The sequence below is a fragment of the Streptomyces sp. NBC_00322 genome, assembly GCF_036147535.1.
In the GTDB taxonomy this organism is placed as follows: domain Bacteria; phylum Actinomycetota; class Actinomycetes; order Streptomycetales; family Streptomycetaceae; genus Streptomyces.
Genome location: NZ_CP108019.1, coordinates 4,718,305 through 4,743,738, shown reverse-complemented (window position 1 = coordinate 4,743,738; position 25,434 = coordinate 4,718,305). Strand labels below are relative to the sequence as shown.

Here is a 25,434-nt window from a genome sequence, read left to right as displayed (position 1 = left end):
GACAGGGCGGGGAGGTCTCCGGGGGGAGACATCATGACCGGGGGAACATGTATGACCATTCAGGATTCGCATTGGCAGGCTGCTGTCGCGCCGGGTTCGGCGGCTGACGGGAACGGACGGGCGGGATCGGGCGTGGCCGGCCGCTCCGCGCCGCTGCGTGTGGACGCGCAGCGCAATCTCGAGCATGTACTGCGCGCCGCACGCGAGGTGTTCGGCGAGCTGGGGTACGGCGCGCCGATGGAGGACGTGGCCCGTCGCGCCAGGGTCGGCGTCGGGACGGTCTACCGCCGATTCCCGAGCAAGGACGTGCTGGTGCGCCGGATCGCCGAGGAGGAGACCTCCCGGCTGACCGAGCAGGCGCGCACGGCTCTGGGGCAGGAGGAGGAGCCCTGGTCGGCGCTCTCCCGTTTCCTGCGTACGTCGGTGGCTTCCGGCGCGGGACGGCTGCTGCCGCCGCAGGTGCTGCGGGTGGGCGTGGAGTCCGAGGAGTCGACGGTTGTCGTACGGGACGAGGCGCGGGTGCCGCAGCAGCGGGTCGGCGCACAGCCCGAACTGCGGTTGGTCGGACCGCGTCCGGTGCCGGTGGAGGAGCAGGACGACACGGGCGCGGAGGAACTGCTGGAGGTCGTGGGGCAACTGGTCGACCGGGCGCGCGGGGCGGGCGAGCTGCGCGGCGATGTGACCGTCGCGGACGTGCTGCTCGTGATAGCCACGGCCGCGCCCTCACTGCCGGATGCGGCACAGCAGGCGGCGGCTTCGGCCCGTCTCCTCGACATCCTGCTGGAGGGCCTGCGGCCCCGCTCAGCCTGAGCGCGCTCCTGCCTGAACCGCAGCACCAACTGACTTCTGGGCAAGGCCGGTTCAGTCTTCCCCGAACGAGTGACGAACAGGGCTCGGTTTCGGGAAGTCTCCCCGGATGAGTGGTTGCCGTGCACAAGGCCTCGATGAGCGGCCGCTCTGTGACACCCTTGCCCGGTGTTCGGGTCTGCTGGTGCTTACGGGGGCTTCCGCGATGAGCGGTGAGGGTCGGGACAAGTCACTCGGCGGCGCGGAGGCAGCCGGACTGCCCTCGCGACAGGTGCCGAGCCAGGGCGGGCCCGGTGGGTCGTCCGGCGCGCCCGGAGCTTCGGGCCCCGCCGGTGTGCCCGGTCCCGTCGGTGTGCCCGGTCCCGTCGGCCCGTCCGGGATCGGTGCGAGTGGTTCGGGAGGCTCCGGTTCCGGTGGTGCGGACGAGCATGCCGTGCCGCCGCAGCGCGAGGCTCTCGGTCGCGAATCCCTTCCGCCGCGTGAGCTGCCCACGTCCGACGTCGCGTTGATCCGGCGCATGCGCAACGGCGACGACAGCGCGTACGAGGAGCTGTTCCGTCGCCACTCGGAGTCGGTGCGCCGCTATGCGCGCACCTGCTGCCGGGACGCGCACACCGCCGACGACCTGACCGCCGAGGTGTTCGCGCGGACGCTGCAGGCGGTGCGGGCAGGCTCGGGACCCGAGCAGGCCGTACGGGCGTATCTGCTCACGACAGTGAGGCGGGTCGCAGCCGCCTGGACGAAAACAGCGAAGCGGGAACAACTGGTCGAGGACTTCGCGGTGTTCGCCGCGGAGGCCGCCCACAGCACGGACGCCGCGAACGACGGCGCCCTCGATCCGGGCGCCGACGTCCGGGCGATGCACGAGGCGGAGCAGTCGCTGGCCATGCGGGCCTTCCGCTCCCTGCCCGAGCGCTGGCAGGCCGTGCTCTGGCACACCACCGTCGAGGAGGAATCGCCGAGCGAGGTCGCGCCGCTGTTCGGGCTGACCGCCAACGCCACCGCGGTACTGGCAAGCCGGGCCCGCGAGGGCCTCAAGCAGGCCTACCTGCAAGCCCATGTGAGCACCGCGCTCACGTCCGGCGGCGACTGCGCGCGGTATGCCGACCGCCTGGGCGCGTATGCCCGCGGGGGCCTGCGCATGCGGGCCGAACGCGGTCTGCGCAAGCACCTGGAGGAGTGCGCCAAGTGCCGACTCGCCGCCGGTGAGCTGGCGCATGTCAACGCCGGGATTCCGGCGCTGCTGCCCGTCGCGGTCATCGGCTGGTTCGCCGCCGGGTACTCCCTCAAGGCCGTCGGGATCGTGGCCGGCGGAGCCGCGGGTGCGGCAGGGGCGGGTGCGGTCGCCGCGGCCACAGGCAGTACGTCGGGTGCTTCTGGGGGCACGGCCGGTGGTGCCGCGGTGTCGGAGGGACTGGGTGCCCCGGCGAAGGCCGCGATCGCTGCGGGTCTGGCCGTCGCCGCGGCCGCGGGACTGGTGTGGGGGTTTTCGGGCGACGACCCCAAGCCCGCGCCGAAGGCCGGGGCCGAGCCGGCCGTCTCGGTGCCCGTCGTACCGCAGAAGCCCGCGCCGTCACCGAAGCCCGAGCCTCCGGCGCCGCCCGCGGCGCAGCCCGCCCCGCCGCCGGACAGCCCCGCGCCGCGGCCAACTCCGCTCCCCACCCCGCCGCCCGCACCCGACACGACGCCGATGGACACACCGCCCAAGCCGGTGCCGCCCCTCCCACCGGACCCGTCGGCCCCGCCCGCCCCCGGTCCGACGAAGCCGACCCCGCCGACCCCACCGCCCGCGCCTGGCCCGACGGTCTACCAGGTCAACCGGCTCAAGTACGACGTGTTCGGCGACCACACCGGGCCCGAGGTGCGCCTCGGTGAGAGCAGTTGGCTCTGGCAGCGCTCGGGCATGTCGATCGACGGGAAGCGGTTCGGCCACGGGGTGACCGTGCACGCCACGTCGTGGGTGAAGATCGGCCTCAATCGCCGGTGCACCGCCTACGACGCGTTCGTCGGCGTCGACGATCTGACGCTGGGCATGGGCGCGGTGCGCTTCTCCGTGTACGGCGACGGGGGGCGGCTGTGGCGCTCGCCGGTGATCCGCAGCGGGCAGGCGGCGGTGCCGGTGCATGTGTCGCTCGCCGGGCTGAAGACGATCCGGCTGATCGTGGAGCCGCATACGGCGCTCGACTCGGCGGCGCTCGGCGACTGGGCCCAGGCACAGATCAGCTGCGGCTGACGGCCCCGGCCGGGCCACCCGGGGCCGCGTCGCGCGCAACGGCAGGGGCGTTGCGGTCCAGGGTTCCTTTCCCCCACCCCGCCCCTTCCCGAAACTGGGGCAGGCCCCAGGCCCCCAAGGGGGAAGGAAATGTGGGGGCTGCCGCCCCCACACCCCAGGCGCCGGCTTCGCGGGGCGCCCACCCCGGCACGCGGGAACCGACGGCCGTCGCGGACAGGGGGAACGTGGGGCCTGACGCCCGCCGCCACCAGCGCTACGCCAGCTTCGCGGCGCAGGCCGGGCATCCACTTCCCGCGGCGCGGGCGACCAATTGCCGCCACCGGGTAAGGGGGCCGCGGAGCGGGTGGAGTCGGGACGTAGAGCGTGATGTGTGGCGCGGGGACGCCCGCGCCCCTCGGTACGGCTGAGACGCGCCGTAAATCATGCAGTCCCGACTCCACCCCGGAGCGGACCCAGGCGCCCGCCCCGCGGCACCGGGCAACCCCGCGACCCGCGCCCCGGACGGTCACCGGCACCGCACCGGGCAACCGGCCACCCCCTACGCCTGCAGCGTCCGCCTCGGTGGGACGCCTCCCGCCACCGCCCGCTGTCTCGGCGCCGCCGTGCCCGTCCAGCACGTGCCCCGCCGCGAGAGCAGCCTCCGTAGCCACAGCTCCGTCGAGATCAGGTCCGCCAGTCCGTCCAGCGGGACCGGTTCGCCCTCCGAGGCCGCACGTAGCGCCTTGCGGACCACGCGGGCCTCCACCAGGCCCGCGTCCGCCAGCAGTGGCGCGTCGAACAGGGCGATCAGGTGCGGGAGCGAGGCCCGCAGGCCGGTGCGGGCGGCCGTCGTCGAGGTCGTGTGGGTCGTCGCGCCCCAGCCCGGGGGCAGGTCGTGGATGCCCGCGCCCGCCAGGACCCGGCGGAGGATTTCCGCGCGGGCACCCGGCCGGACCCGCAGGGATTCGGGGAGGTCGCGGCAGGCCCGTACGACCTGGTTGTCCAGAAAGGGGGCGTGCAGGCGCTGGCTGCGGATTTCCGCCGCCTGTTCGAGAATCCGCTGGTCCGACGCGTGGCGGGTCAGCGCCGCCCGCGCGCGGGCCTCGCCGGGCCGTTGCACCGACACCGGCCGCGTCGCCGCCTCCGTCAGGCGAACCGATACTTCAGCGAGCGCCTCACCGGTGAGCCAGCGCGCCGCAGGACCCGGCCGGGACCAGGTCAGGGCGGCCAACGACGCGCCCAGGGGGCCGTCGTGGGCACGGCCGGACGGACGGTTCGCGGCCAGCAAGTGGTCCGCCGCCAGCTCCAGGCCGGTGCGGTAGGGCGTACGCGCCAGTCGTCGCGCCGCCCTGTACACCGTCAGCGGGATGAACAGGGACTGGGGCGAGGGCCCTTCGGCCCGTGCCAACGCCGCGACGGGCCGCATCAGATGGCGACGGCGCCGGTCGAGCAGCAGATCCGCGAGCCGCGCCGGATGCGCGTCCAGGACCTGCCGCGCCCCCGCCCCGGTGAAGTGATCCGCGCTGCCCGCCGCCAGCCGGTTGCGGTGACGTTCCGACACGACAAGCGACGGCGCGGGCTCGTCGGTCAGCGGCCCGTCGAGATCGGCGTACGGAAGGGACTCCTCACCTGCCGCGACCACCACATGGTGCAGACGGGGATTCGCGGCGATCGCCCGGGCCCGCTCCAGTTCGGCCGCGTGTTCCACCTCGCGACCGCCGGTCGCCAGGTCGTTGAAGGTGACCGCGAGCAGCCGCTCCCCCGCGCCCGTGCCATGGCCGAGCACCGTCCCCGGCACGCCCGGCAGCCCCGCCGCCAGCAGCGCGAGTGTGCCGGACGCGCTGCCGCCGGAGAGGTCGGCTCCGATGCCGGGTGCCGGACCCCCGCGGGCGGCGCGCCGGGCCGCCGGTCCCATCCCGGGGACGGGCCCGGGGTCCGGCGGCAGGGTCTCGGGCGCGTGCCGGGGCGCGGTGAGTCTGGCCCGTACGGCGTCGACGAGCGCGTCCCGTACCCCCTCGACCGCACGTTCCGCCTCGATCTGCGGTCCGGCGACGGCAAGCGAGGCCACCGGCTCGTATCCGGTGATCTCGCGCGAGCCCTCGCGCAGGATCAGCGCGTGCCCCGCGGGGATGCGCTTCACACCGACGTACGGAGTGGAGTCGCGCAGCGCCTCCGGCGTCTCCGGGCAGGCCAGCAGCGCCGCCAAGTGCCCGATGTCCAGCTGTGCTTCGATGAGGTCGGCGAGCGGCAGCGCGGCGGTCGCGTACGCGGTGCCGTTCGCCCATGGCGTGTAGAAGACGGGTCTCGCCCCGGCGAGATCGCCCGCGATCGTGATCCGGCGGCCGACCTGTGCGACGGCCGTATAGCTGCCCGCCCACGCGGTCAGATGCCGCAACGCGCCGCCCCGCGCCGCGAACAGACCGACCTTCAGCTCCTCGTCACTGGCCGCGCAGCAGCCCAGGACGGCCAGTTTGGTGAAGGCGTCCACAGTGACGACACGCACCTCGTCGGGGCGCCAGTCGCCGACCGCCCAGAGCGGATCCGGGTCTCCCCACAGGAGTTGGGACCCGACGGGGTGGACGGTACGGCCCTCGTCGGACGCCCCGACGACCCCGGCCGTACCGAAGTGCGCGGCGATACTGCTCCAGCCCACCAACCACCGCATCGCGCCTCCACAGGCTGTGGACGAACTCAGACCCGGGGCCGTAGCCGCTCGGGAGCACCTCGGGAGCATGCAGCCGCACGGGAACATGCGCCGTTCGGGAACATGCTGCCACGAAGGCGGCGCACAAGAGGGTCTCCGGGTCGCGTGCGCAAAAAGTGAACGCGCCCCTGGCATTGGCGATTTGACGACGGTCCAGGACGCGGCGGAGCGAGCGACCAACACCCATAAAGGCGCAAAAAGGATACAGGGGACAGTCGGCATTCAGCCAATCTGCGGGGCGTACATACGTCCGTAACCCCCGCACAACACAGTCCGGGAGGCGGCACACGCCTCCCGGACCGGTCCGCCACCCGCGGGGATTGAAGGCAGCGGATTCCCCCAGCCCACTGGTTCCAGTACGCAGCGGGCCGACCCACGCAGGACTCATGGAAGCGCTCCCCCACCAGCGGGACCAGAGCGCACGGACGGGCGCACGGCCACACACCCGGAGCACGCCAGGAGCACGCCACGACCCCGCCCTTCACGGGCGGTCTGCTCCAACGCACAACAATCTCGCCATACGGAACACCGCCTCTTAACGGTCGGGATGCGGCGAACTACGCTGTGTTTACTGTTGTTCTCCTCAGGGGCGCATATTCCCAGGGGCTCGGCCAGACGCTTTTGCAGCCGGGACCAAGGACGTGTTCACCGGGGAGAACGCAGCACGAATGCCGTGCGCCAACAGCGACGCGGCGGCCGTCTGTGTGTCGAGGGGTGGCGCATGTCCAGGGAGCAACGCGGGCCGAACGAAAAGCTCGGCACCGTTCTCGCCCTCGCGGGAATCAGCAACGCCGGCCTCGCCCGGCGGGTCAACGACCTCGGAGCGCAGCGCGGGCTGACACTTCGCTACGACAAGACGTCCGTGGCGAGATGGGTGTCGAAGGGCATGGTGCCGCAGGGCGCCGCGCCCCATCTCATCGCCGCGGCGATCGGCGCCAAGCTCGGCCGTCCGGTGCCGCTGCACGAGATCGGCCTCGCGGACGCCGACCCGGCCCCCGAGGTCGGGCTCGCCTTCCCACGCGATGTGGGCGAGGCGGTGAAATCGGCCACCGAGCTCTACCGCCTGGATCTTGCGGGCCGCCGGGCGGGCAGCGGGGGCATCTGGCAGTCGCTGGCCGGTTCTTTCGCAGTGAGCGCTTACGCCACGCCCGCGTCCCGCTGGCTGATAACCCCCGCCGACTCCTCGGTCGAGCGATCCTTGGACACGACGGAGGACACTCCCGCCCGCGTGGGCCACAGCGACGTCGCGAAGCTGCGGGAGGCGGCGGAGGACGCGCGGCGCTGGGACTCCAAGTACGGGGGCGGGGACTGGCGTTCATCCATGGTGCCGGAGTGTCTGCGGGTGGATGCGGCTCCGCTGCTGCTCGGGTCGTATTCGGACGAAGTGGGCCGCGCGCTGTTCGGCGCCACCGCGGAGCTGACCCGGCTGGCCGGGTGGATGGCCTTCGACACCGGTCAGCAGGAGGCGGCGCAGCGGTACTACATCCAGGCGCTGCGGCTGGCCCGGGCGGCGGCTGACGTGCCGCTGGGCGGGTACGTACTGGCTTCGATGTCCCTGCAGGCGACCTACCGCGGCTTCGCCGACGAGGGCGTCGACCTCGCCCAGGCGGCCCTTGAGCGCAACCGCGGCCTGGCCACGGCCCGCACGATGAGCTTCTTCCGTCTGGTGGAGGCGCGGGCGCACGCCAAGGCGACCGACGCGCCGGCGGCGGGGGCGGCGCTGAAGGCGGCCGAGGGCTGGCTCGAGCGCTCGCGGGAGGGCGACGCCGACCCGTCCTGGCTGGGCTTCTACTCCTACGACCGGTTCGCGGCGGACGCGGCCGAGTGCTACCGCGATCTGAAGGCGCCGCGGCAGGTACGGCGCTTCACGGAGCAGGCGCTGTCGCGGCCGACGGAGGAGTTCGTGCGCTCGCACGGGCTGCGGCTCGTGGTGTCGGCCGTCGCCGAACTGGAGTCGGGGAATCTGGACGCGGCGTGCGCGGCGGGCACGCGCGCGGTGGAGGTCGCGGGGCGGATCTCCTCGGCGCGGACCACCGAATACGTACGGGATCTGCTGCACCGCCTGGAGCCGTACGGCGACGAGCCGCGGGTGGTGGAGCTGCGGGAGCGGGCCCGGCCGCTGCTGGTGGCCCCGGCGTAGGGGGTGTCTTTTGGATCCGGCCTGATCCAAAAGACACCCCCTAGGGACACATGGCTCCGGCATAGGCGCAGACACCCCGGCTCGGCTGGTTTAACGGCCTTGTCAGTGGGCCAGTGCACTATCGGGGTGGGAGGTGACGCGGTGACAGCGTCCGGGCAGGGCTCGGTGCACGACTTCGACTGTGACGTGCTGGTGATCGGCGGCGGGATCATCGGCCTGTCGACGGCCCATGCCCTCACGCGCGCGGCTCCCGGCACCCGGGTGATCGTCCTGGAGAAGGAGCCGGGCCCGGCGCGGCACCAGACCGGGCGGAACAGCGGAGTGATCCACAGCGGGATCTACTACCGGCCGGGGTCGCTGAAAGCACGGTTCGCGGTGCGGGGCGCGGCCGAGATGGTGAAGTTCTGCGCCGAGTACGGCATCGCGCACAAGGTCACCGGGAAGCTGATCGTGGCCACCGGCAAGGACGAGTTGCCACGGCTGCACGCGCTGGTCCAGCGCGGCAGGGAGAACGGCATTCCGGTGCGGGAGCTGGGCCCCACGCAGATCATGGAGTACGAGCCGGAGGTGCGCGGGCTCGCGGCGATCCATGTCGGGACGACCGGGGTGTGCGACTTCGGGGCGGTGGCGGCGCAGCTGGGAGCCGCGTCCGGCGCGGATGTCCGCTACGGCGAGGAGGTGGCCGCGATCGACCGCCGGAGCTGGGGGGTCGCGGTGCGCACGGCGTCGGGGGCGGTGGTCAGGGCGCGGGTGCTGGTGAACTGCGCGGGGCTGCACTGCGACCGGGTGGCGCGGCTGGCGGGCGACGATCCCGGGATGCGGATCGTCCCCTTCCGGGGTGAGTACTACGAGCTGACGGACCCCTCGCTGGTGCGGGGCCTGGTGTATCCGGTCCCCGACCCGGCCTTCCCCTTCCTGGGCGTCCACCTGACCCGCGGCATCGACGGCGGAGTCCACGTCGGCCCGAACGCCGTCCCGGCACTGGCCCGCGAGGGCTACAGCTGGTCGGCGGTCCGCCCGAGGGAACTCGCCGAGACGCTGAGCTGGCCGGGATCCTGGCGGATAGCGCGGCGGCACTGGCGGTACGGGGCGGGGGAGCTGCACCGCTCACTGTCGAAGCGTGCCTTCACGACGGCGGTGCGCCGACTTCTCCCAGCGGTGACGGAGACGGACCTGCGGCCGTCCGCGGCGGGGGTACGGGCGCAGGCGGTGCTGAGGGACGGGACGCTGGCGGACGACTTCCTGATCCGCGAGGCCCCGCGGACGGTGCATGTGCTGAACGCCCCGTCCCCTGCGGCGACGGCGTCGCTGCCCATCGGCCGCGAGGTGGCCCGCCGGGCCCTGTCGGCACTGACGGAGGGCCGGGTGGCGGGGGCGCGGCGGGCGTGAACGGTCCGTTGCGCGGGCCTGCGGCAGGGTGCGGGCCAGGTGGGCCGCTGCGCGGGGCCTTTTCCCCCCCCGCCCCTTCCCGAAACTGGGGGCGAGCCCCCAGACCCCGGGGAGGTGAGCGTGGGGGCTGACGCCCCCACCCCCCTGCGGCAGCTGCTCGCCGCCCGGCGGGCCCGGGCCTAAACCGTTCCGGTGGGGAGGGGCGGTGCAGGGTCGTCCCCGCGTTTCCAGGGTCCGTGGTGAACGTGGGCCAGGGGGCGTTGGTGGTTGCTCTCCGGTAGGTGGCTTCGCGGGCGAACCCCCGATTGGCGGCCAACACCGGATGCCCTTACGGACCCCTCATCGCCGCCACGCCGAGGAGTCGAGCCCGACGGCGCGTGTACCGGGTTCGTGGGTGCCGTGGGCCAGGGGGCGTTGGTGGTTGCTGCCCGGCGGGTGCTCTCGCGGGCGAACCCCCACGCACCGCAGCCCGTCCGGTGGGGAGGGGCGGTGCAGGGTCGTCCCCGCGTTTCCAGGGTCCGTGGTGAACGTGGGCCAGGGGGCGTTGGTGGTTGCTCTCCGGTAGGTGGCTTCGCGGGCGAACCCCCGATTGGCGGCCAACACCGGGTGCCCCTACGAACCCCTCACCGCCGCCGACGCCGAGGAGTCGAGCCCGGAGACGACCCGGAACCCGCACCCCACGGCACCGGGCACCCCGGACCGCCCAGACCCGCGCCCCGCCCCACCTGGCACCGGGGGGCACCGGACCGCCCAGCCCCGCGCCACGAACGCCCGCACCCCGCGGCGCCGGGCACCCACACCCCGCACGCCGCGCTCCGGCGGCACCGGGCACCCCGGACCGCCCAGACCCGCGCCCCGCGCGGGCCCGTAGAATCGACCCACTGTGTCTGAGCTTCGTAACCCCACCCCCGACCAATCCCCGTCCCGTCCCCCCCTCCGCGCCAAGAGCGAGCCGCGGTTCCCCGGGGGGCCCGCTGCCGATCCCGCCGGGTCGCATCATGAGCGGCGGATCCGGAGCTTCCAGCCGCGGCGGAGTCGGGTGACCGTCGGGCAGGGGGATGCTCTGGAGCGGCTCTGGCCCCGGTGGGGCATGGACATCGACGGGCAGCGCGTCCTCGATCTCGAGGAGCTGTTCGGCGGGCTGCCCGTCGTCCTGGAGATCGGGTTCGGGATGGGCGAGGCCACCGCGCAGATGGCCGCCGCCGATCCCGGCACCGGGATTCTCGCCGTCGACGTGCACACGCCCGGCCAGGGCAATCTCCTCGGTCTCGCGGAGCGGAACGGACTGTCCAACATCCGCGTCGCCAACGGCGACGCGATCATCCTGCTCCGCGAGATGCTCCCGCCCGGCTCGCTCGACGGGCTGCGCGTCTACTTCCCCGACCCCTGGCCCAAGAAGCGCCACCACAAGCGCCGGCTGATCCAGCCCGAGTTCCTCAGCCTCGCCGCTCCTCGCATGAAGCCCGGCGCGGTCCTGCACTGCGCGACCGACTGGGAGCCGTACGCCGAGCAGATGCTCGACGTGCTCTCGGCGCACCCGGACTTGGAGAACACCCAGGAGCACGGCGGCTTCGCCCCGCGCCCCGCCTTCCGGCCGCTCACCCGGTTCGAGGGGCAGGGCCTGGACAAGGGTCACAAGGTGCACGACCTGCTGTTCCGCCGCGTGTTGGAGTCGGCGTAACCCTCAGTAGTGTGCTGGGCACCATCGCCAGGTGTCAGTGTGCCTCGTTAGGGTCATCAGGTGTCCGAGTCGTTCCCGCAGCACCTCTCACCGCATCCGGCGGTCCCGGCCTTCGACGAGCAGCCGCTCTTCGATGCCGTGCCGGAGCGTGCCCGCTGGCGGTACAAACCGCGCCGGGCCTCCCGGCTCTGGCGCAGCAAGGCGGTTCGGGCCGGGGTGGTCATCACCCTGCTCGCCCTCTCCGGCCTCGTCATCCTCGCTCTCGTACGCGAACAGACCGGCACGCACGGCTTCCTGGTCGGACTGGGCCTCGCCACCCTGCCCGTCCCGCTGCTCGCCGCGGCCTTCCGCTGGCTGGACCGGGTCGAGCCGGGACCCTGGCGGAATCTGCTGTTCGCGTTCGCCTGGGGCGCCTTCGCCGCCGCCCTCGTCGCGATCATCGCGAACTCCTTCGCGACGCGCTGGATAGCCACCGCGACCGCCGACCCGGCGAGCGCGGACACACTCGGGGCGACCGTCATAGCCCCGGTCGTCGAGGAGAGCGCGAAGGCCGCGGCGATTTTGCTGATCTTCATCTTCCGCAGACGGGACTTCACCGGGATCGTCGACGGCGTCGTCGTGGCGGGCTTCACAGCGACCGGTTTCGCCTTCACCGAGAACATCCTGTACCTGGGCAACGCCTTCGGTGAGGACCAGGAGATAGGCACTTCGGGCCTGGCATCGGTGACCGCGGCGACCTTCTTCGTACGTGTCGTCATGTCGCCGTTCGCCCATCCGCTCTTCACCGTGCTCACGGGCATCGGCTTCGGGATCGCGGCGCTCGCCGCACGGCGCCAGCGATTCCGGCGGATCGCGCTGCCGCTGCTGGGCCTCGCCCTCGCGATGGGCATGCACGCGCTGTGGAACGGCTCGGCGTCGCTGTTCGGCCCGTTCGGCTTCTACGCGGTGTACGGGGCATTCATGGTCCCGGTCTTCGGGCTGCTGACCTGGCTCACGATCTGGACCCGGCAGCGCGAACTGCGCACGATATCCACCGAACTGCCCGCATACGCGTCGGCCGGCTGGCTGACGGCCGACGAGCCGCGCGCTCTCTCCTCGATGCGGGCGCGCACGATGGCCCGCGACCTCGCCCGCCGTACGCACGGACCGGCCGCGGCCCACGCCGTCTCGGAGTACGAACGGTTCGCGACGACTTTGGCTTTTCTGCGCCACCGGGCCCACCGCGGCGCGGCGGGCCCGGACTTCATGGAGCGCGAGCAGGAGCTGCTGCACCATCTGTGGCAGCGCAAGGATGTCGCGTCTCCCGCGCTGACCTACGCGGCGCGGGCGACGGGCCGGGCATGGACACCGCCGCCGCACCGCGACTACGGCGGCTACAACCCGTACCGCTCCTAGCAGGCGAAAGGCCCCTTACGCGGACGCCGCCGTCAGCACGGCCAGCTCCTCGGCCGTCAGCTCCAGCTCCGCGACCGCCGTCAGCGCGGGCAGCTGCTCGGCCGTCCGGGCCGAGGCTATCGGCGCGGCAACGGTCGGCTGCGCGGCCAGCCAGGCCAGGGCCACGGTCGCGATCTCGGCGCCGCGTGCCCCCGCGACCTGGTCGAGCGCGGCGAGGACCTTCACACCCCGCTCGGTCTCCAGATGCTTGCCCGCGCCCTGGGCCCGGGCGCTCTCCACCGTCGTACCCGGCCGGTACTTGCCGGTGAGGAAGCCGGACGCGAGCGCATAGTACGGGACGGCCACGAGCCCTCCCCGGGCGGCCGTGTCCTGCGGCTCGCCCTCGTACGTGTCACGGGAGACGAGGTTGTAGTGCGGCTGCAGCGCGACATACCGGGCAAGTCCCTCGCGCTCCGAGAAGTCCAGGGACTCCTGCAGCCGCTCCGCGGTGAGGTTGGAGGCGCCGATGGCGCGGATCTTGCCCTCCTTCACCAGCTGGTCGAGGGCCGTGATGATCTCCTCGACGGGAACGCCGGGGTCGTCGAAGTGTGTGTAGTACAGGTCGATGTAGTCGGTGCCGAGCCGCTTCAGCGACGCCTCGGCCGCGGCCTTGATCGTGGCACCGGAGAGACCCTTGTACTGGGGGTGGGCGCCGACCTTGCTGGCGACCACGACATCGGCACGGTTGCCGCGCTCGGCGATCCACCGGCCTAGGACGGTCTCGGACTCGCCGCCCTCGTTGCCCGGTGCCCAGGCGGAGTAGCTGTCGGCGGTGTCGATGAAGTTCCCGCCGGCGGCGGCGTAGGCGTCGAGCACGGCGAAGGACTGCGCCCGGTCGGCGGTCCAGCCGAAGACATTGCCGCCAAGGGCGAGCGGGAAGACGGCGAGATCGGACGAGCCGAGGGTACGTAGAGAAGTCATGGGTTGATCAACAGCCGCACCGGTACGGCCTATTCCGCCCGCATGCCGTACGGCACCGGGGGCTACAGACCGGCAGCCCTGGCGTCGGGGGGTGAGCGCCAGAACTGCCGGCGTTCATGGGAGTGCGGTGCACCGCGCACATGGGGGCATCCGCAGGACGCCCCCTCGCGCCGAGCGGCGGTGCGAGGGGGCGCAGGGAGAAATCAGACGGTCAGGCCCTTGTCCCGCAGCCAGGCCATCGGGTCGATCCCGGTCCCGCTCGCCGTGTGGACCTCGAGGTGCAGATGCGGGCCGGTCACATTGCCCGTCGCGCCGACGCGGCCGATCGTCTCGCCCGTCGACACCTTCTGGCCGACGCTGACCGACATCGAGGACTGGTGGCAGTACCAGAGCTCCGTACCGTCTTCGAGCTCCAGCACTGTGCGGTAGCCGTAAGACCCGGACCAGCCCGCCGACTTGACGGTGCCGCTGTGCACGGCCTTGAGGGGCGTGCCCGTCGGGGCCGCGAAGTCCAGGCCGGTGTGGTAGCCCGAGGACCACATCGATCCGGCCTCGCCGAAGGTGGAGGTGATCGTGTACGAGGAGGTCGGCAGCGCGTAGCTCGCGGCGAGCTTGGCGAGGCGCTCGGCCTCCGCCTTCTCCGCCGCGGCCTTCTCTGCGGCGAGCTTCTCCGCCTCGGCCTTCGCCTCCGCCGCGGTCTGCTGCGCCTTCGCCTCCGCCGCGGCCTTCTCGGCCGCGAGCTTCTCCGCGTCCGCCTTGGCCTCGGCGTCCGCCTCGGCCCGCTGCTGATCGGCCTGCTGGAGGATTCGGGCGCGCAGCGCCTCACCGGCGGAGCCCTGCGCCTCGGCCTTGGAGCCGGTGTCAGCGGCGAGCGTCGCCGAGGTGAGCGGTGCGGTGTTCCCGGCGTCGGCGTCCGAGGAGTCGTCGGACATGAACGAGCTGACGCCCGGAAGGGACTTGGCGTCGGGCAGGTTGTCCGCGATCGAGTCGGGGAGCGAAATGGAGACCGGCGGCTTGCTCTGCGCGGTGGCCATGCCGCCCGCGCCGACCGCGGCGATCACACCGACCCCGAGCACCGTGGAGCTGCGGGCGAGTCCGCCGCGCTGCTTCATGACACGGTGCCGGCCGCGCACCGGACGGACGGAGTCCTCGGTGGGGTTCCATTCCTCCCATGCCCGCTCTGCCACCTCGTCGCCGAAGAAGTCAGTTTCGAAGGGTGCTGTCGGGGCAGGTTTGTTGGACGCCACTGAGGCGTGCTCCTTTCCTTCCTTCTCGCCTACCGGGTTAGCTGACGGGTTCGGAGCAGGAAGGTCTCCTACGGGCGCTTCCGCCGCGGACATGAGCGGCAAAAGGTGCCCGATTCACCCCAATTGGTGGTTCCCCGGTTCCCTTGCGGGATTCGGCGCGTGCGCACGGTGCCGCCTCTTGCGACGACTGGGACGACCGCGCTGCGTTATCGAACGTTAATAGACACCAGGGCCCGATTCCAAGCTGTTCCCACTGATCATTAACAACGTCCGCCGGGACTTACCCGGACACAAGCGCCCGGACTCGGGCGAGTTGATCGCCCCCGATGCACCATCCGCCATCCCCCATCACCTGACGGTGCATCAAATGTTATGCGGAGGGGTGCTTCTCGATTACGTACCGTACCCATCCGGCGTCCGGCTTCACGGCGCCGCAGGGCGCCGTACCGCCAGAGCCTTCACTTGCTGCCGTGATCCCCGCCGCCCCGCCCGCCCCCGCCGATCACGGGCACGATCCTGCGGCGCTCCTGCTGCCCCTCCGCGGGGCGGCTGACCGCGAGCAGCGCCATGTCGTCCGTCGTGCCGCCACCCGTATGGCGTCGTACGTCGTCCACCAAGGCATCCAGCAGCTCCTCGGGCCCGGGGAACAGCCGCCCCGCCAGCCGCCGGCCGGGGTCGTAGAAAACGCCGCTCGCGTCGCGCGCCTCGGACAGCCCGTCCGTATAGAGAAGCAGCGTGGCCCCGGGGGGCAGCCGGTGCGCGTCCGAGCGGTCCGGCCAGATCCCGAGGCCCATCCCGAGCGGCAGCGCGGCCTCGGTCGGCTCCAGGATGTTCACGTTCCCGTCCGCGTACAGCAGGAGCGGCTCCGGATGGCCGCGGTTCACGATCCGTACGACGCGATCACCGCGCGGGATCTCGGCCAGTACGGCGGTGGTGAACCCCTCGACCGCGTCCAGGTTGTGCCGCGCGCCCTCGCGCACCAGCGCCCGCTCCAGCCGCGCGGCGACCCCTTCCAGCGAGCTCTCCTGCTCGGCGGCCTCCCGGAACGCCCCGATGACCACGGCCACCGCCTCGACCGCCTGCATCCCCTTGCCCCGTACGTCCCCGACGACCAGCCGCACCCCGAAGGGCGTGTCCTGTACGGCGAAGAGGTCACCGCCGATGAAAGCGTCCGCCTGTGCCGCCTCGTACCGCGCGGCGACGTGCAGCCCCCCGATCCGCTCCGGGGGAGTCGGCAGCACGGCGCGCTGCGCGGTCTCGGCGATCACCCGGGCCGACGCGAGGCGCTGACTGCCGAGCCGTACGACCCGGTTGATCAGCAGCGCAAGGCCCGAGACGGTGATCACAGTGGTCAGCTCGGTGAATGCCGTGATCTGCGAGATGGTGTTGTTGTAGAAGTGCAGCCCGGTCACGCCGAGGATCGCCGCGATACCTGCCAGCAGGGTGCCGACCCAGGTGAAGATGGGGGCCGCGATCAGCGGCGCGGCCGCGAAGAGCGGGACCGCGGTGAACCGCGGCGGCGTCGCGAGGTCGAAGATCCAGCCGCCGGCGATCATCAGCGCGGGCAGCAGGCGGGCGAATCCGCGAGAGATGTCCGCTCCGCCCTGCTCTCGCTCGGCCACGGGTGCTCTCCTGCCCGGTCCCCACACGGCTGCGGACGGTACCGCGCCCTTCCCAGGCTGGCCGTAGCCGCGCCGGGCGGCGAATCGCCGTCGGCCAACCGGGCGACGCGCGGAGCGCGCACACGACAGTGGCCCGGCACTCCGTCGAGTGCCGGGCCACTGTTGTCAGTAGCGGGGACAGGATTTGAACCTGCGACCTCTGGGTTATGAGCCCAGCGAGCTACCGAGCTGCTCCACCCCGCGTCGGTGAACACCACCTTACGCCATCCGGAGCATGATCAAATCCATTTGTTCAGCGGCGGCGCAGACGCAGTGCGGTGAGGGCTCCGCCGGCCGCGATCAGGGCGGCAGCGGCGATGGCCGCGTACCGGGTGGCGTCGGAAGATCCGGTGCTGGCGAGGGCGCCGGTGGTGGTGACGGGGGTGTTATCGCCGGCCGCGGCCGTGGCCGAGGAGGACGGGGTCACGGAGGGGGTGGCGGAAGCGGTCGCGGAGGGCGTCGCGGACGGCGTCGTGGAGGGCGTCGCGCTCGGCTGGGTGGTGCCGCGCTCGGGTGCGACCGTGATCCTGCCCTGGGCCCCCAGGAACGGATGGGTGTTGCCCTCGGTCAGCCCGGTCGTCGCGTGCAGCGTGATCTTGACCGACTTCTGGATGCCCTTGAAGTCGATGACGCTCACGCGAAGCCTGGTGCGCTTATAGATGTAGCTCTTGCGGACGTCCGCCAGCTGCCACTTCTCCTCGCCGGTGAACTTCTTGACCCGGGTGTACGTGCCGTCCTCGGCCAGTTCCTCGATCACCAGCTCGGGGATCTTCCCCGTGGAGCCGGGCTCCTCGACGACCTCCAGGATGGTCCTCAGGTCGGAGTCGAAAGTCACCCCGCCCTTGAGCTGGTGGACGATGTCGACGGTGCCCGCCGTGCCGGGCTTGATGGGAGCGTTCTCGTCGGTCTCGAGCGTCATGGAGGCGGGCCCGGTGTTGATCTTCGGGCTGGTCTCGAAGACCAGGGTGTCGTCCTGCTCGCGCTTGGTGTTCTCGGCGAGGTCGTCGGCCAGGAGCTTCAGATTGCCGTTGTTGGAGGGGTAGTTCTTGCCGAGGCCGACGGAGACCTTCCAGCTCAGCTCGCCCTTGGCGGGCACCGAGAAGGGGGCGTTGCGGCCCTTGGCGGCCGGGTAGAACACGCCCTGCGCGCCCGTGTCCTGCTGGCCGACGAACTCGTCCGTGGCCGGGGCGTTCACCGGCTGCACGTCGAAGACGACGTGCGAGGCCGCGATGGGGCTCGCGCCGTCCGTGTCCCCGATCAGCCACGGCTGGAAGTCCACCGGCTTGTCCGCGGAGTTCTTCACGGTGAACGTGAACGTCTCGCTCGCCCCGCCCCGGGTCAGCGGCCCGGCCGGCGCCGGGGTGCCCAGCTCGATGGTGAGGGGCTTTTGGGGAGCCACCGGGGCGGCGTGGGCGCTGAGCGGGACAAGCGTGGTGCCGACGGCGGCGGCGACAGTGAGCGCGGCGGCGGAGGCGAAACGAGCGGACATGGTGGACTCCCCCCAAGGAATCGACTAGGGGCCTGACTGCCGCTGGATGGGCTGCAGTCGGCCGTGAGCAGCGCGGCAGAGGGCCGCGGCAGGCGGTGGTACGAGATGAGAGAGCTCGCGTGGCGAGCCGGGTCAGAACTCGCCTTCCGTCCGGCCCTGTTCGGTCCCGGCTTGCGGCGATGTGCTCATCCTCACCGCTCAAGATCAGCCGGGCAATCCCCGTACTGTCACCACTCTGCAACAGCGAGCGGAAGCCACAAATCCGCCTCTGACCTGCGGGTTGTCGGCAGGCACGGGGAAGCTACTTCGGGGGCAGCAGCCGGGCCGCCCGCATCTGGAGGTAGCGCGACTCCGGGACGCTGAGGGTGCGCCCGGCCGCCAACTGGTAGGCGGCCCTGGCTCCTTCGGCATCCCCCGCCTTCTCCAGCAGATGCGCCCGTACGGCGTCCAGCCGGTGATGCCCCGCCAACCGGTCCTCCAGCTCGGCCACTTCGGCGAGCCCGGCCTCGGGACCGTGCACCATGGCGACGGCCACGGCGCGGCCCAGCTCGGCCATCGGCTCGGGAGCACGGCGTACGAGCAGGTCGTACAGCGCGAGAATCTGCGGCCAGTCGGTGTCCTGCGCACGCGCCGCCTCGTCGTGCAGGGCCGCGATCGCCGCCTGCAGCTGGTACGCCCCGGCCGGTCCCTCCGACAGGGCCTCCTCCACCAGCGCGGTCCCCTCGGTGATCGCCTTCGCGTCCCACAGGCCCCGGTCCTGCTCGTCGAGCGGGACGAGCTCGCCGTGCGGTCCGGTGCGCGCGGCGCTGCGGGCGTCGGTGAGCAGCATCAGCGCGAGCAGTCCGGTCACCGCCCCGTCCCTGGGCAGCAGTCTGCGGACGGCCCGGGTCAGCCGGATCGCCTCACCGGCGAGGTCGGCACGGTGCAGATCCCTGCCGGAGGTCGCCGTATAGCCCTCGTTGAAGATCAGGTAGAGCACCTGCAGCACGGCGGCGAGCCGCTGATCGCGGTCCTCGGGCCCCGGCTGACGAAACGCCACGCCCTTGATCTTCTGCTTGGCCCTGCTCACGCGCTGCGCCATCGTCGCCTCGGGCACCAGATGGGCGCGGGCGATCTCGGCCGTCGTCAAACCGCCGACTGCGCGCAGGGTGAGCGCGATCTGGGCGGCCGGGGTGAGTGCGGGGTGGCAGCACAGGAAGAGCAGCGTGAGCGTGTCGTCGTCGGAGGGCGCGCGGCTCTCCCCGGGCGCGGGCGCGGTGAAGGCGTCCCTGGGGGTGAGCGCGGCGACGGTCTCCTCGCGCCTGCGCCGGGCTTCCTCGCTGCGCAGCGCTTCCGTGAGACGGCGGGAGGCGACCTTGATCAGCCAGCCGCGCGGATTGTCCGGGAGCCCCGACTCGGGCCACTGCTGCGCGGCCGCGAGCAGCGCCTCCTGTACGGAGTCCTCGGCCAGGTCGAAGTGCCCGTACCGCCGCACCAGCGCACCGAGGACCTGCGGCGCGTGCAGGCGCAGCAGGTCCTCGATGCCGGACGTACGTCTCACAGATCGCCTCCTTCGTCGAGGATGGGCCGGATCACCAACGGGTAGACGGGCGCCCCCTCGGGCCCGGGGCAGGTCGCGATCCGCGCGGCGATCTCGGTGACCCGCTCCAGGCTCTCGCAGTCGAGCACCCAGTAGCCGGCGAGCAGTTCCTTGGTCTCGCTGTAGGGCCCGTCACTGACCACGGGCCGCCCGTCCTCGCCGAGGCTGACGAACCGGGTCTGGGCGGGCTCGGCGAGCCCGTGCCCGTCGACGAACTCACCGGACTCGGAGAGATCGTTGTTGACCTCGCCCATGAAGGCGAACATCGCCTGAATCTCCTTCTCGCTCCAGGCCGGGCTGTTGCCGGACGCCTGACCGCGCATCGCCTCGTAGTCGGCCTGCGAGCCCTGGATCATCACCAGATACTTCATGACGTGCTCCTTCGGATGCGTCGCCGCCCCTTGTGGGCAACTCTCACAGGGGACGTCGCAGCCGAAGACGGATTCTCGACAGCGCGCGGAGAATTTTTTCGAACCACTCGTCGGGAGCACGCGCACAGGCGTGGCCGCCGGCGGGACCCCGTGTCCGTTGCGCGCCGTGGGAGGGCCGTCGGGCTCGGGTCTACTCGCGGGCTGGCTACCGTCGGGCCGTGATGCCCGAATGAGCGTTTGCCGATGCGGCGGCCCCTCCAGGGATCCTGAGGAGACCTCGGACGTACTGATAAAGACGTGGCGCACCGCCCTGCGGTTGCACGCGCGGTCCGATCCGGCCGGTGCGGAAGCGGGCCCTTCTGGCGGAATTCGGACGTCGTTTTCCCGAGGAGCGCGTCGCGGGCCACCGTCGCCAGAGCGGCGGGCGGGGGGCGGCCTGCCTGCGCGGAAGCTCACCACGTCGGAGGACCAGTGACGCACACGCACTGACGTGGAATCAGATGGCGTGGAACCGCCAGTCAGGCGTAACGGCCGCCGGAAGGGGGGATCCCGCGAGGGAACGGCACGGCGCAACTCCTGATGGGAGGACGCATGGCCTGGTATCCCGGCGCCACCAAGTACGAGCTCCAGCCCGAGTCCGACTCGCAGCCTGCGATCCGGCTATCGGGCAGCGTGCCGATCGAGGTACGCCGCTGCGGCACGCAGGAACTCCGGGCTGTCACGGAACTTCCCCAGTCCGTGGTTGCACGCGGTGCACAGCAGGCCGCGGACGCATTGGCCACAAGACTCGGCGGAGTCGGGACAGCAGGCGTGGTCATGATCAATGGACAGGGTGAGCCCGGTGGCGTCCGTCTGCTTGCAGATGGCGCACGCGCCCCCCTGGCTTGCCAGCATCTCCGCGTAACGCCCGCGCGGCAGCCGGTACAGCGTCTTGCGCTGCGCGTCCCGCGCGCAGCCTCGGCAATGGCCCTGCAGACCGTCCTGGGCGCTGGCGTTCCGGTGGAACATGTCCAGGTGAAGCCAGACGAGGCAAGTGCGGCACTGCTTCTCCCCCCGCTCGTTCCGGTCGGTCGGCTTGGCCTCCCGCCGGTCCGGCAGCGGAGTCAGCTCGCGCCCCATGTTCCGTTGCCAGTTGTGGCTCGCGCACAGCCCCTTGCTGATGTACTTCCGCGTGCAACCGGGGAACTCACACCACCGGGTCTCCGTGGCCGTGCCGGCATGGACGCGGCGCGGGGCTCCAGGGCCCGTATCTCCGTGGCGTTGCCACCGCTGGTAGTGCATGGCGCACCACCCTCGAGAGCGCACGCGTATGGGGCGGTTGCAGTCCTCGACAGTGCAGGTGAGTTCGTCCATGCCGATTCCCCCGAGATGATGTGCCCGAATCAAAAGGAGGCACCCTGATGGCTTGGTGCCCATTCGCTCAGAAGCTGGAGCTTCAGCCCGAAAGCGACCAGCAACCCGCCATCCGACCAACCCAGTTCATCCTCCACAGCGTTGCGGCGCCGTGGACGATCCAACGGATTTACGAGTACTGGCAGTCCACCAATCTTGAGAGTCACTTCGGCCTAGGCTACGACGGCAGCCTCGGCCAGTACATCGGCACGGAGACCCGCGCCGACGCCAACTACCAGGCCAACCGCCGCCCCGACGGGACCGGTGCCGTATCGGTCGAGACCGCCAGCAACACCAGCGGGACCGACCCGTGGACGGACGAGCAGGTCGCCCAGCTCATCCGCGTCGGCGTATGGCTGCACCAGCACCACGGCGTCCCGCTCAGGATCTGCCGCACCCATGACGACCCCGGCTACGGCTACCACCGCCTCCACCCCGAGTGGGCCATATCCGGCACCGCCTGCCCCGGCGACGCCCGCGTGAAGCAGTTCCGCGAGGTCGTGTTCCCCGGGATCGTCGCCCACGCCACCGACCCGCCCCAGGAGCCGGACATGCCCATCGCGAAGCTGTACGAAGCGAACGCCATCGACGTCGAGCTGCCGTCCGGGGACTGGGTCCCCCTCGCCTTCAAGGACGCCGTCATCCACGCCGGGCCGCGCACGCTGATCGGCCCGGTGTACGTACAGCTCACCATCACGAGCGCCCCCGCCGGCAGTCGCATAGACGGCCGGTTCTACTCCACCGACGCCGACGGCTCCGGCAAGTCCGGATACGGCGACATCACCATCACGGGCGGCTCGGGCGGCCACCAGTTCCTCCACAACGCCGACGTGCCCGAGGGCAAGCACCTGCGGTTCGAGGTGTGTGTCACCACCCCCGACGGCAGCACCGCCCTCCTCACCCACCGCCTCGTCACCGGCGACTACCTCGCCGCCTGACAGAGCGGACCGAGCTCCCGCGATTCGCCCGTTCGGCCGGTCCGGACGTGCCGTACCCGGGGACATGGGCGGAAATGGACCAGAGGCAGCAGCCCCACGACGCCCACGGCCCTGACGCAGGAGCTACGGATGACGAGCCCGCCGGAACAACCGCAGGAACCAGCAAGCCCTGCGAGCGAGGGTGCGCCGAAGGGCGGTGGACGCGTCGCCTCCACGGCCGGACGGATCACCAGGAAGGTGTCCTCGGCCGTCCTCATCGTCCTCGCGTGCATCCTCGTCCCGCTGTCCGTACTGACCGTCTGGGTGCACGACATCGCACTCGACACCGACCGGTACGTCGAAACGGTCGCTCCCCTGGCGAGCAATCCGGCGATCGAGGACGCCGCGGTGCAGCGCGCGGTCCAGGCAGTGAACGTCCGCTTCGACGCCAAGCAGTTCACCTCCAACGTGGCGGACTGGCTCCAGTCGCAGGGGCTGCCTCCCACCGCCGCGCAAGCCGTCAAGGGCTTCGCCCCCCAACTGGAATCGGCCGTGGACAGCGCGGTCGAGAAGATTGCCCGCCGCTTCGTCGAGAGCGACAGGTTCGAGACGCTCTGGACCGAGGCCAACCGCGCCGGCCACTCGGCCGTCGTCCACGCGCTCACCGGCAAGGGGCGAGGGGCCGTCGGCGTCGAGGAAGGGACCGTCACCCTCAGCGTCGGCACGGTCGTGGAGACCGTCAAGAAGGAGCTCGTCGACGCGGGACTGCAGCCGGCCTCGAAGATTCCCGACGTCAACAAGACCCTGGTCCTCTTCAAGTCCGACAAGCTCGACAACATCCAGGACGCCGCACACGCGCTCGATGTGCTCGGCAACTGGCTGCCGATCATCACTGTGCTTCTCGGCGCGGCAGGTGTGCTGCTCGCCCATCACCGCAGACGCGCCCTGGCCAAGACCGCTCTCGGTGCCGCCGTGGGATGCCTGATCGTGGCCATCGCCCTGGTGATCGCCCGTCGCTACTATCTCGACCACCTGCCCAACCAGGTGCAGTCCGATGCCGCCGCCGCAGCGATCTTCGACACCCTCCTGCGCTTCCTTCGCGTCACCCTGCGCACCGTGATCGTGCTCGGCGTGATCATCGCTCTCGGCGCCTACCTGATCGGACCCGGGCGGCTGCCCCGCGCCGTGCGGGGCACGGCCGAGCGCACCGCCGACTCCGTGGCCCGCTGGGGCGGCACCCACGGAGTGAACACCGGCCCCGTGGGCACCTGGACGAACAAGTACCGCCACTGGATCAATCTCGGGGTGCTTCTCCTGCTGGCCCTGATCTTCGCCCTGTGGAACCACCCGACCGTGGCGACCGTGCTGCTCCTCGTACTGATCCTGCTCGCGGTCCTCGCCGTGATCTCCTTGCTGGCCGCGACGGGCCGGGACCGGGTCGCCCCCGCGGGCGGTGGTGATCCCCTGCCTGGCGATCATGAACTGCCGCTGTGAAGATTGACCTGTTCTTACGAGTGCCGTCGGCACGATGTCCGACTGCGCCGACCGGCACGCTCCGTACGGTCGGCAGGACAAGGCAGCCGACAGCCAGAGGGTGGTCGCCATGCCCCCCAACTCCACAGGGTCACAGCTGACTCCGGCCGGTGACCCTCTGTTGGCCGCGAAATTCTCCGTACCCGTGATTCCCGGGACGTTCGTACGCCGCAAGCGCCTGCTGGACCGTCTCACCGAGGGAACGGCGGGACCGCTCACCCTGATCACAGGCCCCGCCGGCGCCGGGAAGACCGTGCTCGCCGCCTCCTGGGCGGCCAGGGCGGCGGCAGCGCACCCGGTCGTGTGGCTGACCCTGGAGGACGACGAAAGCGCTCCCGGCGTGTTCTGGACCTACGTCCTCGAAGCCTTCAGACATCACCCGGTGACGCTGCCGGCCGTCGTGGGCTCCCCGGCCCGCGCCGACAGCGTCGACCGTTCCCTGCTGGTCCGTTTCGCCTCCGCGCTGGCCCGGCTGCCCGAGCCGGTGGTTCTCGTACTCGACGGCCTCGACCGGGTACCCGACCGCGAGGTGGCCTCGGGCCTGAACTTCGTCCTGCGGCACGCGGAGCCGCAGCTGCGCCTGGTGCTGATAAGCCGCGTCGACCCGCTGCTCCCCCTGCACCGCCATCGCGCCGAGGGCAGCATCTGCGAGATCCGCGGCGCCGACCTGGCGTTCACCCGCCACGAGACCGCGACAATGCTGCGGCGGCACGGCCTCGTCCCGTCGGCGGAGACCGCCGACACCCTCACCCGGCGGACCGAGGGCTGGGCAGCCGGACTGCGCCTGTGTGCCCTGGCCATGCAGCAGACCGACGATCCGGCCGGCTTCGCCCGCTCGTTCGCCCTGTCCCAGAGTGCCGTTGCCGACTATCTGCTCGCCGAGGTCGTCGACGCCCAGCCCGCCGCCACCCAGGACCTGCTGGTGCGCACGAGCATCCTGGACCGGGTGCACCCTCAGCTGGCGAACCTGCTGACCGGACGCGAGGACGGCGAGGGGATCCTGGCCGCTCTCACCCACGCCAACGCCTTCGTGGAGCCGATCGGTGACACCCCCTGGTGCCGCTTCCACCCGCTGTTCGCCGAGGTTCTCCAAGCGTATCTGCGCAGCCATCAGCCGGGCCTCGAACGGAAGCTGCACCGGCTCGCTGCCCACTGGTTCGCCGAAACCGGCCTGATCGTCGAGGCCGCGGAACACGCGGCCGCCGCCGGGGACTGGGAGCACGCCGCCTCCCTGGTCCTCGACCACGTCGCCCTCTGCGGCCCGCTCAACGGCCCGGACACCCACCGGATGGAACGGCTCTTCGCGGGCATGCCCGCCGACATCCCGGAAGCCTCCCCCTGGCTCCGGCAGCTGCTCGAACACCGGCCCGAGCCGGTCGACGGCCACCCCGCCGAGCTGGTCAACGGCGTGCCGCACCCGGACGGCGGCCCCGCGCACCCGGCTCCCATCGAGACGCTCAGCGACCGCGAATGCGATGTGCTCCGGCAAGCGGCACAGATGATGTCGACCGAAGAGATCGCCACAGAGCTGTACGTATCCGTTAATACGGTCAAGACTCATCTAAGGAGCATCTACCGCAAGTTGTCAGTTTCCCGGCGCCGCGACGCGGTCCGCCGGGCAAAGGAGTTCCACCTGCTCTGAGCGGCGACCGCGCGCTCACCTCCTCCGGGTGATGCCGCGCCCCTCGCACCTCGGACAGCATGCAGGAAAGACGATCCCCCGAGGACCGATGGGGAGTGCGGGCATGCGTTACGAGTTCCGCGTCACCGGCCGCCTGTCCAGGCCCATCGCAGAGGCCTTCCCCGAGCTGGAGGAAGTCGCTGCCGCGCCGCAGACACTGCTCTTCGGCCCCGTCACCGACGAGGCGCATCTGTACGGACTGCTCATGCGCTTCCAGGACTTGGGCCTGCACATGGTGGAGATGCGCCGACTGCCGGACTGACCGGTCCCCCCAGC

18 protein-coding genes, 1 tRNA gene and 1 riboswitch are annotated in these 25,434 nt (G+C 71.6%); of the genes, 10 read left to right on the top strand and 9 right to left on the bottom strand.

From position 1 onward, the window contains the following. Positions 1–51: 51 nt before the first annotated feature. The gene (locus OG905_RS21560; RefSeq protein ID WP_328675397.1) at positions 52–810 is read left to right on the top strand and encodes a TetR/AcrR family transcriptional regulator; all 759 of its coding nucleotides are present in this window, start codon (positions 52–54) and stop codon (positions 808–810) included. Between the two features lie 202 nt (positions 811–1,012). Further along, positions 1,013–3,040 (top strand): sigma-70 family RNA polymerase sigma factor, encoded by a 2,028-nt coding sequence (locus OG905_RS21555; protein ID WP_328675395.1) that lies wholly within the window; start codon positions 1,013–1,015, stop codon positions 3,038–3,040. A 538-nt stretch (positions 3,041–3,578) separates the two neighbouring features. On the opposite strand, the gene OG905_RS21550 is transcribed toward OG905_RS21555, so the two are convergent. Next, positions 3,579–5,684 (bottom strand): asparagine synthase-related protein, encoded by a 2,106-nt coding sequence (locus OG905_RS21550; RefSeq protein WP_328675393.1) that lies wholly within the window; start codon positions 5,682–5,684, stop codon positions 3,579–3,581. 760 nt (positions 5,685–6,444) lie between these two features. On the opposite strand from OG905_RS21550, the gene OG905_RS21545 reads away from it, so the two are divergent. The 4 genes from OG905_RS21545 (at position 6,445) to OG905_RS21530 (ending at position 12,328) form a co-directional block, all read left to right on the top strand. Next, the gene (locus OG905_RS21545; protein ID WP_328675391.1) at positions 6,445–7,863 is read left to right on the top strand and encodes an MFS transporter; all 1,419 of its coding nucleotides are present in this window, start codon (positions 6,445–6,447) and stop codon (positions 7,861–7,863) included. Between the two features lie 141 nt (positions 7,864–8,004). Further along, positions 8,005–9,252, top strand: coding sequence for an L-2-hydroxyglutarate oxidase (lhgO, locus tag OG905_RS21540; protein WP_328675389.1), 1,248 nt, complete (start codon positions 8,005–8,007; stop codon positions 9,250–9,252). Positions 9,253–10,135: 883 nt separating this feature from the next. Next, on the top strand, positions 10,136–10,933 hold the full coding sequence (gene trmB, locus OG905_RS21535) for a tRNA (guanosine(46)-N7)-methyltransferase TrmB (protein ID WP_328675387.1): 798 nt from the start codon (positions 10,136–10,138) through the stop codon (positions 10,931–10,933). 60 nt (positions 10,934–10,993) lie between these two features. Then, the gene (locus OG905_RS21530) at positions 10,994–12,328 is read left to right on the top strand and encodes a PrsW family intramembrane metalloprotease (RefSeq protein ID WP_328675385.1); all 1,335 of its coding nucleotides are present in this window, start codon (positions 10,994–10,996) and stop codon (positions 12,326–12,328) included. Positions 12,329–12,343: 15 nt separating this feature from the next. On the opposite strand, the gene OG905_RS21525 is transcribed toward OG905_RS21530, so the two are convergent. The 8 genes from OG905_RS21525 to OG905_RS21490 all read right to left on the bottom strand — a co-directional run bounded on the left by OG905_RS21525 (position 12,344) and on the right by OG905_RS21490 (position 20,754). Then, positions 12,344–13,288 (bottom strand): aldo/keto reductase, encoded by a 945-nt coding sequence (locus OG905_RS21525; RefSeq protein ID WP_328675383.1) that lies wholly within the window; start codon positions 13,286–13,288, stop codon positions 12,344–12,346. 203 nt (positions 13,289–13,491) lie between these two features. Then, the gene (locus OG905_RS21520; protein ID WP_328675381.1) at positions 13,492–14,535 is read right to left on the bottom strand and encodes a M23 family metallopeptidase; all 1,044 of its coding nucleotides are present in this window, start codon (positions 14,533–14,535) and stop codon (positions 13,492–13,494) included. Between the two features lie 11 nt (positions 14,536–14,546). Continuing rightward, a riboswitch (cyclic di-AMP (ydaO/yuaA leader) is annotated at positions 14,547–14,703 on the bottom strand. 290 nt (positions 14,704–14,993) lie between these two features. Next, positions 14,994–16,157: a PP2C family protein-serine/threonine phosphatase gene (locus OG905_RS21515; RefSeq protein WP_328675379.1), complete on the bottom strand. Its 1,164-nt coding sequence runs from the start codon at positions 16,155–16,157 to the stop codon at positions 14,994–14,996. Between the two features lie 169 nt (positions 16,158–16,326). Continuing rightward, a tRNA-Met gene (locus OG905_RS21510) sits at positions 16,327–16,400 on the bottom strand. Between the two features lie 49 nt (positions 16,401–16,449). Beyond that, on the bottom strand, positions 16,450–17,685 hold the full coding sequence (locus tag OG905_RS21505) for a hypothetical protein (protein WP_328675378.1): 1,236 nt from the start codon (positions 17,683–17,685) through the stop codon (positions 16,450–16,452). Between the two features lie 301 nt (positions 17,686–17,986). Beyond that, positions 17,987–19,225 (bottom strand): RNA polymerase sigma factor, encoded by a 1,239-nt coding sequence (locus OG905_RS21500; RefSeq protein WP_328675376.1) that lies wholly within the window; start codon positions 19,223–19,225, stop codon positions 17,987–17,989. Next, positions 19,222–19,635 carry a YciI family protein gene (locus OG905_RS21495; RefSeq protein WP_328675374.1) on the bottom strand — a complete coding sequence of 138 codons (414 nt, stop codon included), beginning with the start codon at positions 19,633–19,635 and terminating at the stop codon, positions 19,222–19,224. The genes OG905_RS21500 and OG905_RS21495 overlap by 4 nt, the downstream gene beginning before the upstream one ends. 660 nt (positions 19,636–20,295) lie before the next feature. Continuing rightward, positions 20,296–20,754, bottom strand: a complete 459-nt coding sequence (locus OG905_RS21490; protein WP_328675373.1) for an endonuclease VII domain-containing protein — start codon at positions 20,752–20,754, stop codon at positions 20,296–20,298. 281 nt (positions 20,755–21,035) lie between these two features. Here OG905_RS21490 and OG905_RS21485 point away from each other — a divergent pair, with 281 nt between their 5' ends. The 4 genes from OG905_RS21485 to OG905_RS21470 all read left to right on the top strand — a co-directional run bounded on the left by OG905_RS21485 (position 21,036) and on the right by OG905_RS21470 (position 25,420). Continuing rightward, positions 21,036–21,965 (top strand): peptidoglycan recognition protein family protein, encoded by a 930-nt coding sequence (locus tag OG905_RS21485; RefSeq protein ID WP_328675371.1) that lies wholly within the window; start codon positions 21,036–21,038, stop codon positions 21,963–21,965. Between the two features lie 129 nt (positions 21,966–22,094). Then, a complete protein-coding gene (locus tag OG905_RS21480; RefSeq protein WP_328675369.1) occupies positions 22,095–23,438 on the top strand; it encodes a hypothetical protein in 1,344 nt (447 codons plus the stop codon). A gap of 34 nt (positions 23,439–23,472) precedes the next feature. Then, on the top strand, positions 23,473–25,119 hold the full coding sequence (locus OG905_RS21475; protein WP_328675366.1) for a LuxR C-terminal-related transcriptional regulator: 1,647 nt from the start codon (positions 23,473–23,475) through the stop codon (positions 25,117–25,119). 103 nt (positions 25,120–25,222) lie between these two features. Beyond that, a complete protein-coding gene (locus OG905_RS21470; RefSeq protein WP_328675365.1) occupies positions 25,223–25,420 on the top strand; it encodes a hypothetical protein in 198 nt (65 codons plus the stop codon). Positions 25,421–25,434: the final 14 nt, after the last annotated feature.

Bases quoted from the DNA above. Each gene is read 5' to 3' on its own strand.
- OG905_RS21505 (WP_328675378.1), bottom strand. From the start codon at position 17,685: ATGTCCGCTCGTTTCGCCTCCGCCGCCGCGCTCACTGTCGCCGCCGCC.
- OG905_RS21485 (WP_328675371.1), top strand. From the start codon at position 21,036: ATGGCTTGGTGCCCATTCGCTCAGAAGCTGGAGCTTCAGCCCGAAAGC.
- OG905_RS21525 (WP_328675383.1), bottom strand. From the start codon at position 13,288: ATGACTTCTCTACGTACCCTCGGCTCGTCCGATCTCGCCGTCTTCCCG.
- OG905_RS21480 (WP_328675369.1), top strand. From the start codon at position 22,095: ATGACGAGCCCGCCGGAACAACCGCAGGAACCAGCAAGCCCTGCGAGC.
- OG905_RS21475 (WP_328675366.1), top strand. From the start codon at position 23,473: ATGTCCGACTGCGCCGACCGGCACGCTCCGTACGGTCGGCAGGACAAG.
- OG905_RS21495 (WP_328675374.1), bottom strand. From the start codon at position 19,635: ATGAAGTATCTGGTGATGATCCAGGGCTCGCAGGCCGACTACGAGGCG.
- OG905_RS21555 (WP_328675395.1), top strand. From the start codon at position 1,013: ATGAGCGGTGAGGGTCGGGACAAGTCACTCGGCGGCGCGGAGGCAGCC.
- OG905_RS21560 (WP_328675397.1), top strand. From the start codon at position 52: ATGACCATTCAGGATTCGCATTGGCAGGCTGCTGTCGCGCCGGGTTCG.
- OG905_RS21545 (WP_328675391.1), top strand. From the start codon at position 6,445: ATGTCCAGGGAGCAACGCGGGCCGAACGAAAAGCTCGGCACCGTTCTC.
- OG905_RS21470 (WP_328675365.1), top strand. From the start codon at position 25,223: ATGCGTTACGAGTTCCGCGTCACCGGCCGCCTGTCCAGGCCCATCGCA.
- OG905_RS21490 (WP_328675373.1), bottom strand. From the start codon at position 20,754: ATGGGGCGCGAGCTGACTCCGCTGCCGGACCGGCGGGAGGCCAAGCCG.
- OG905_RS21550 (WP_328675393.1), bottom strand. From the start codon at position 5,684: ATGCGGTGGTTGGTGGGCTGGAGCAGTATCGCCGCGCACTTCGGTACG.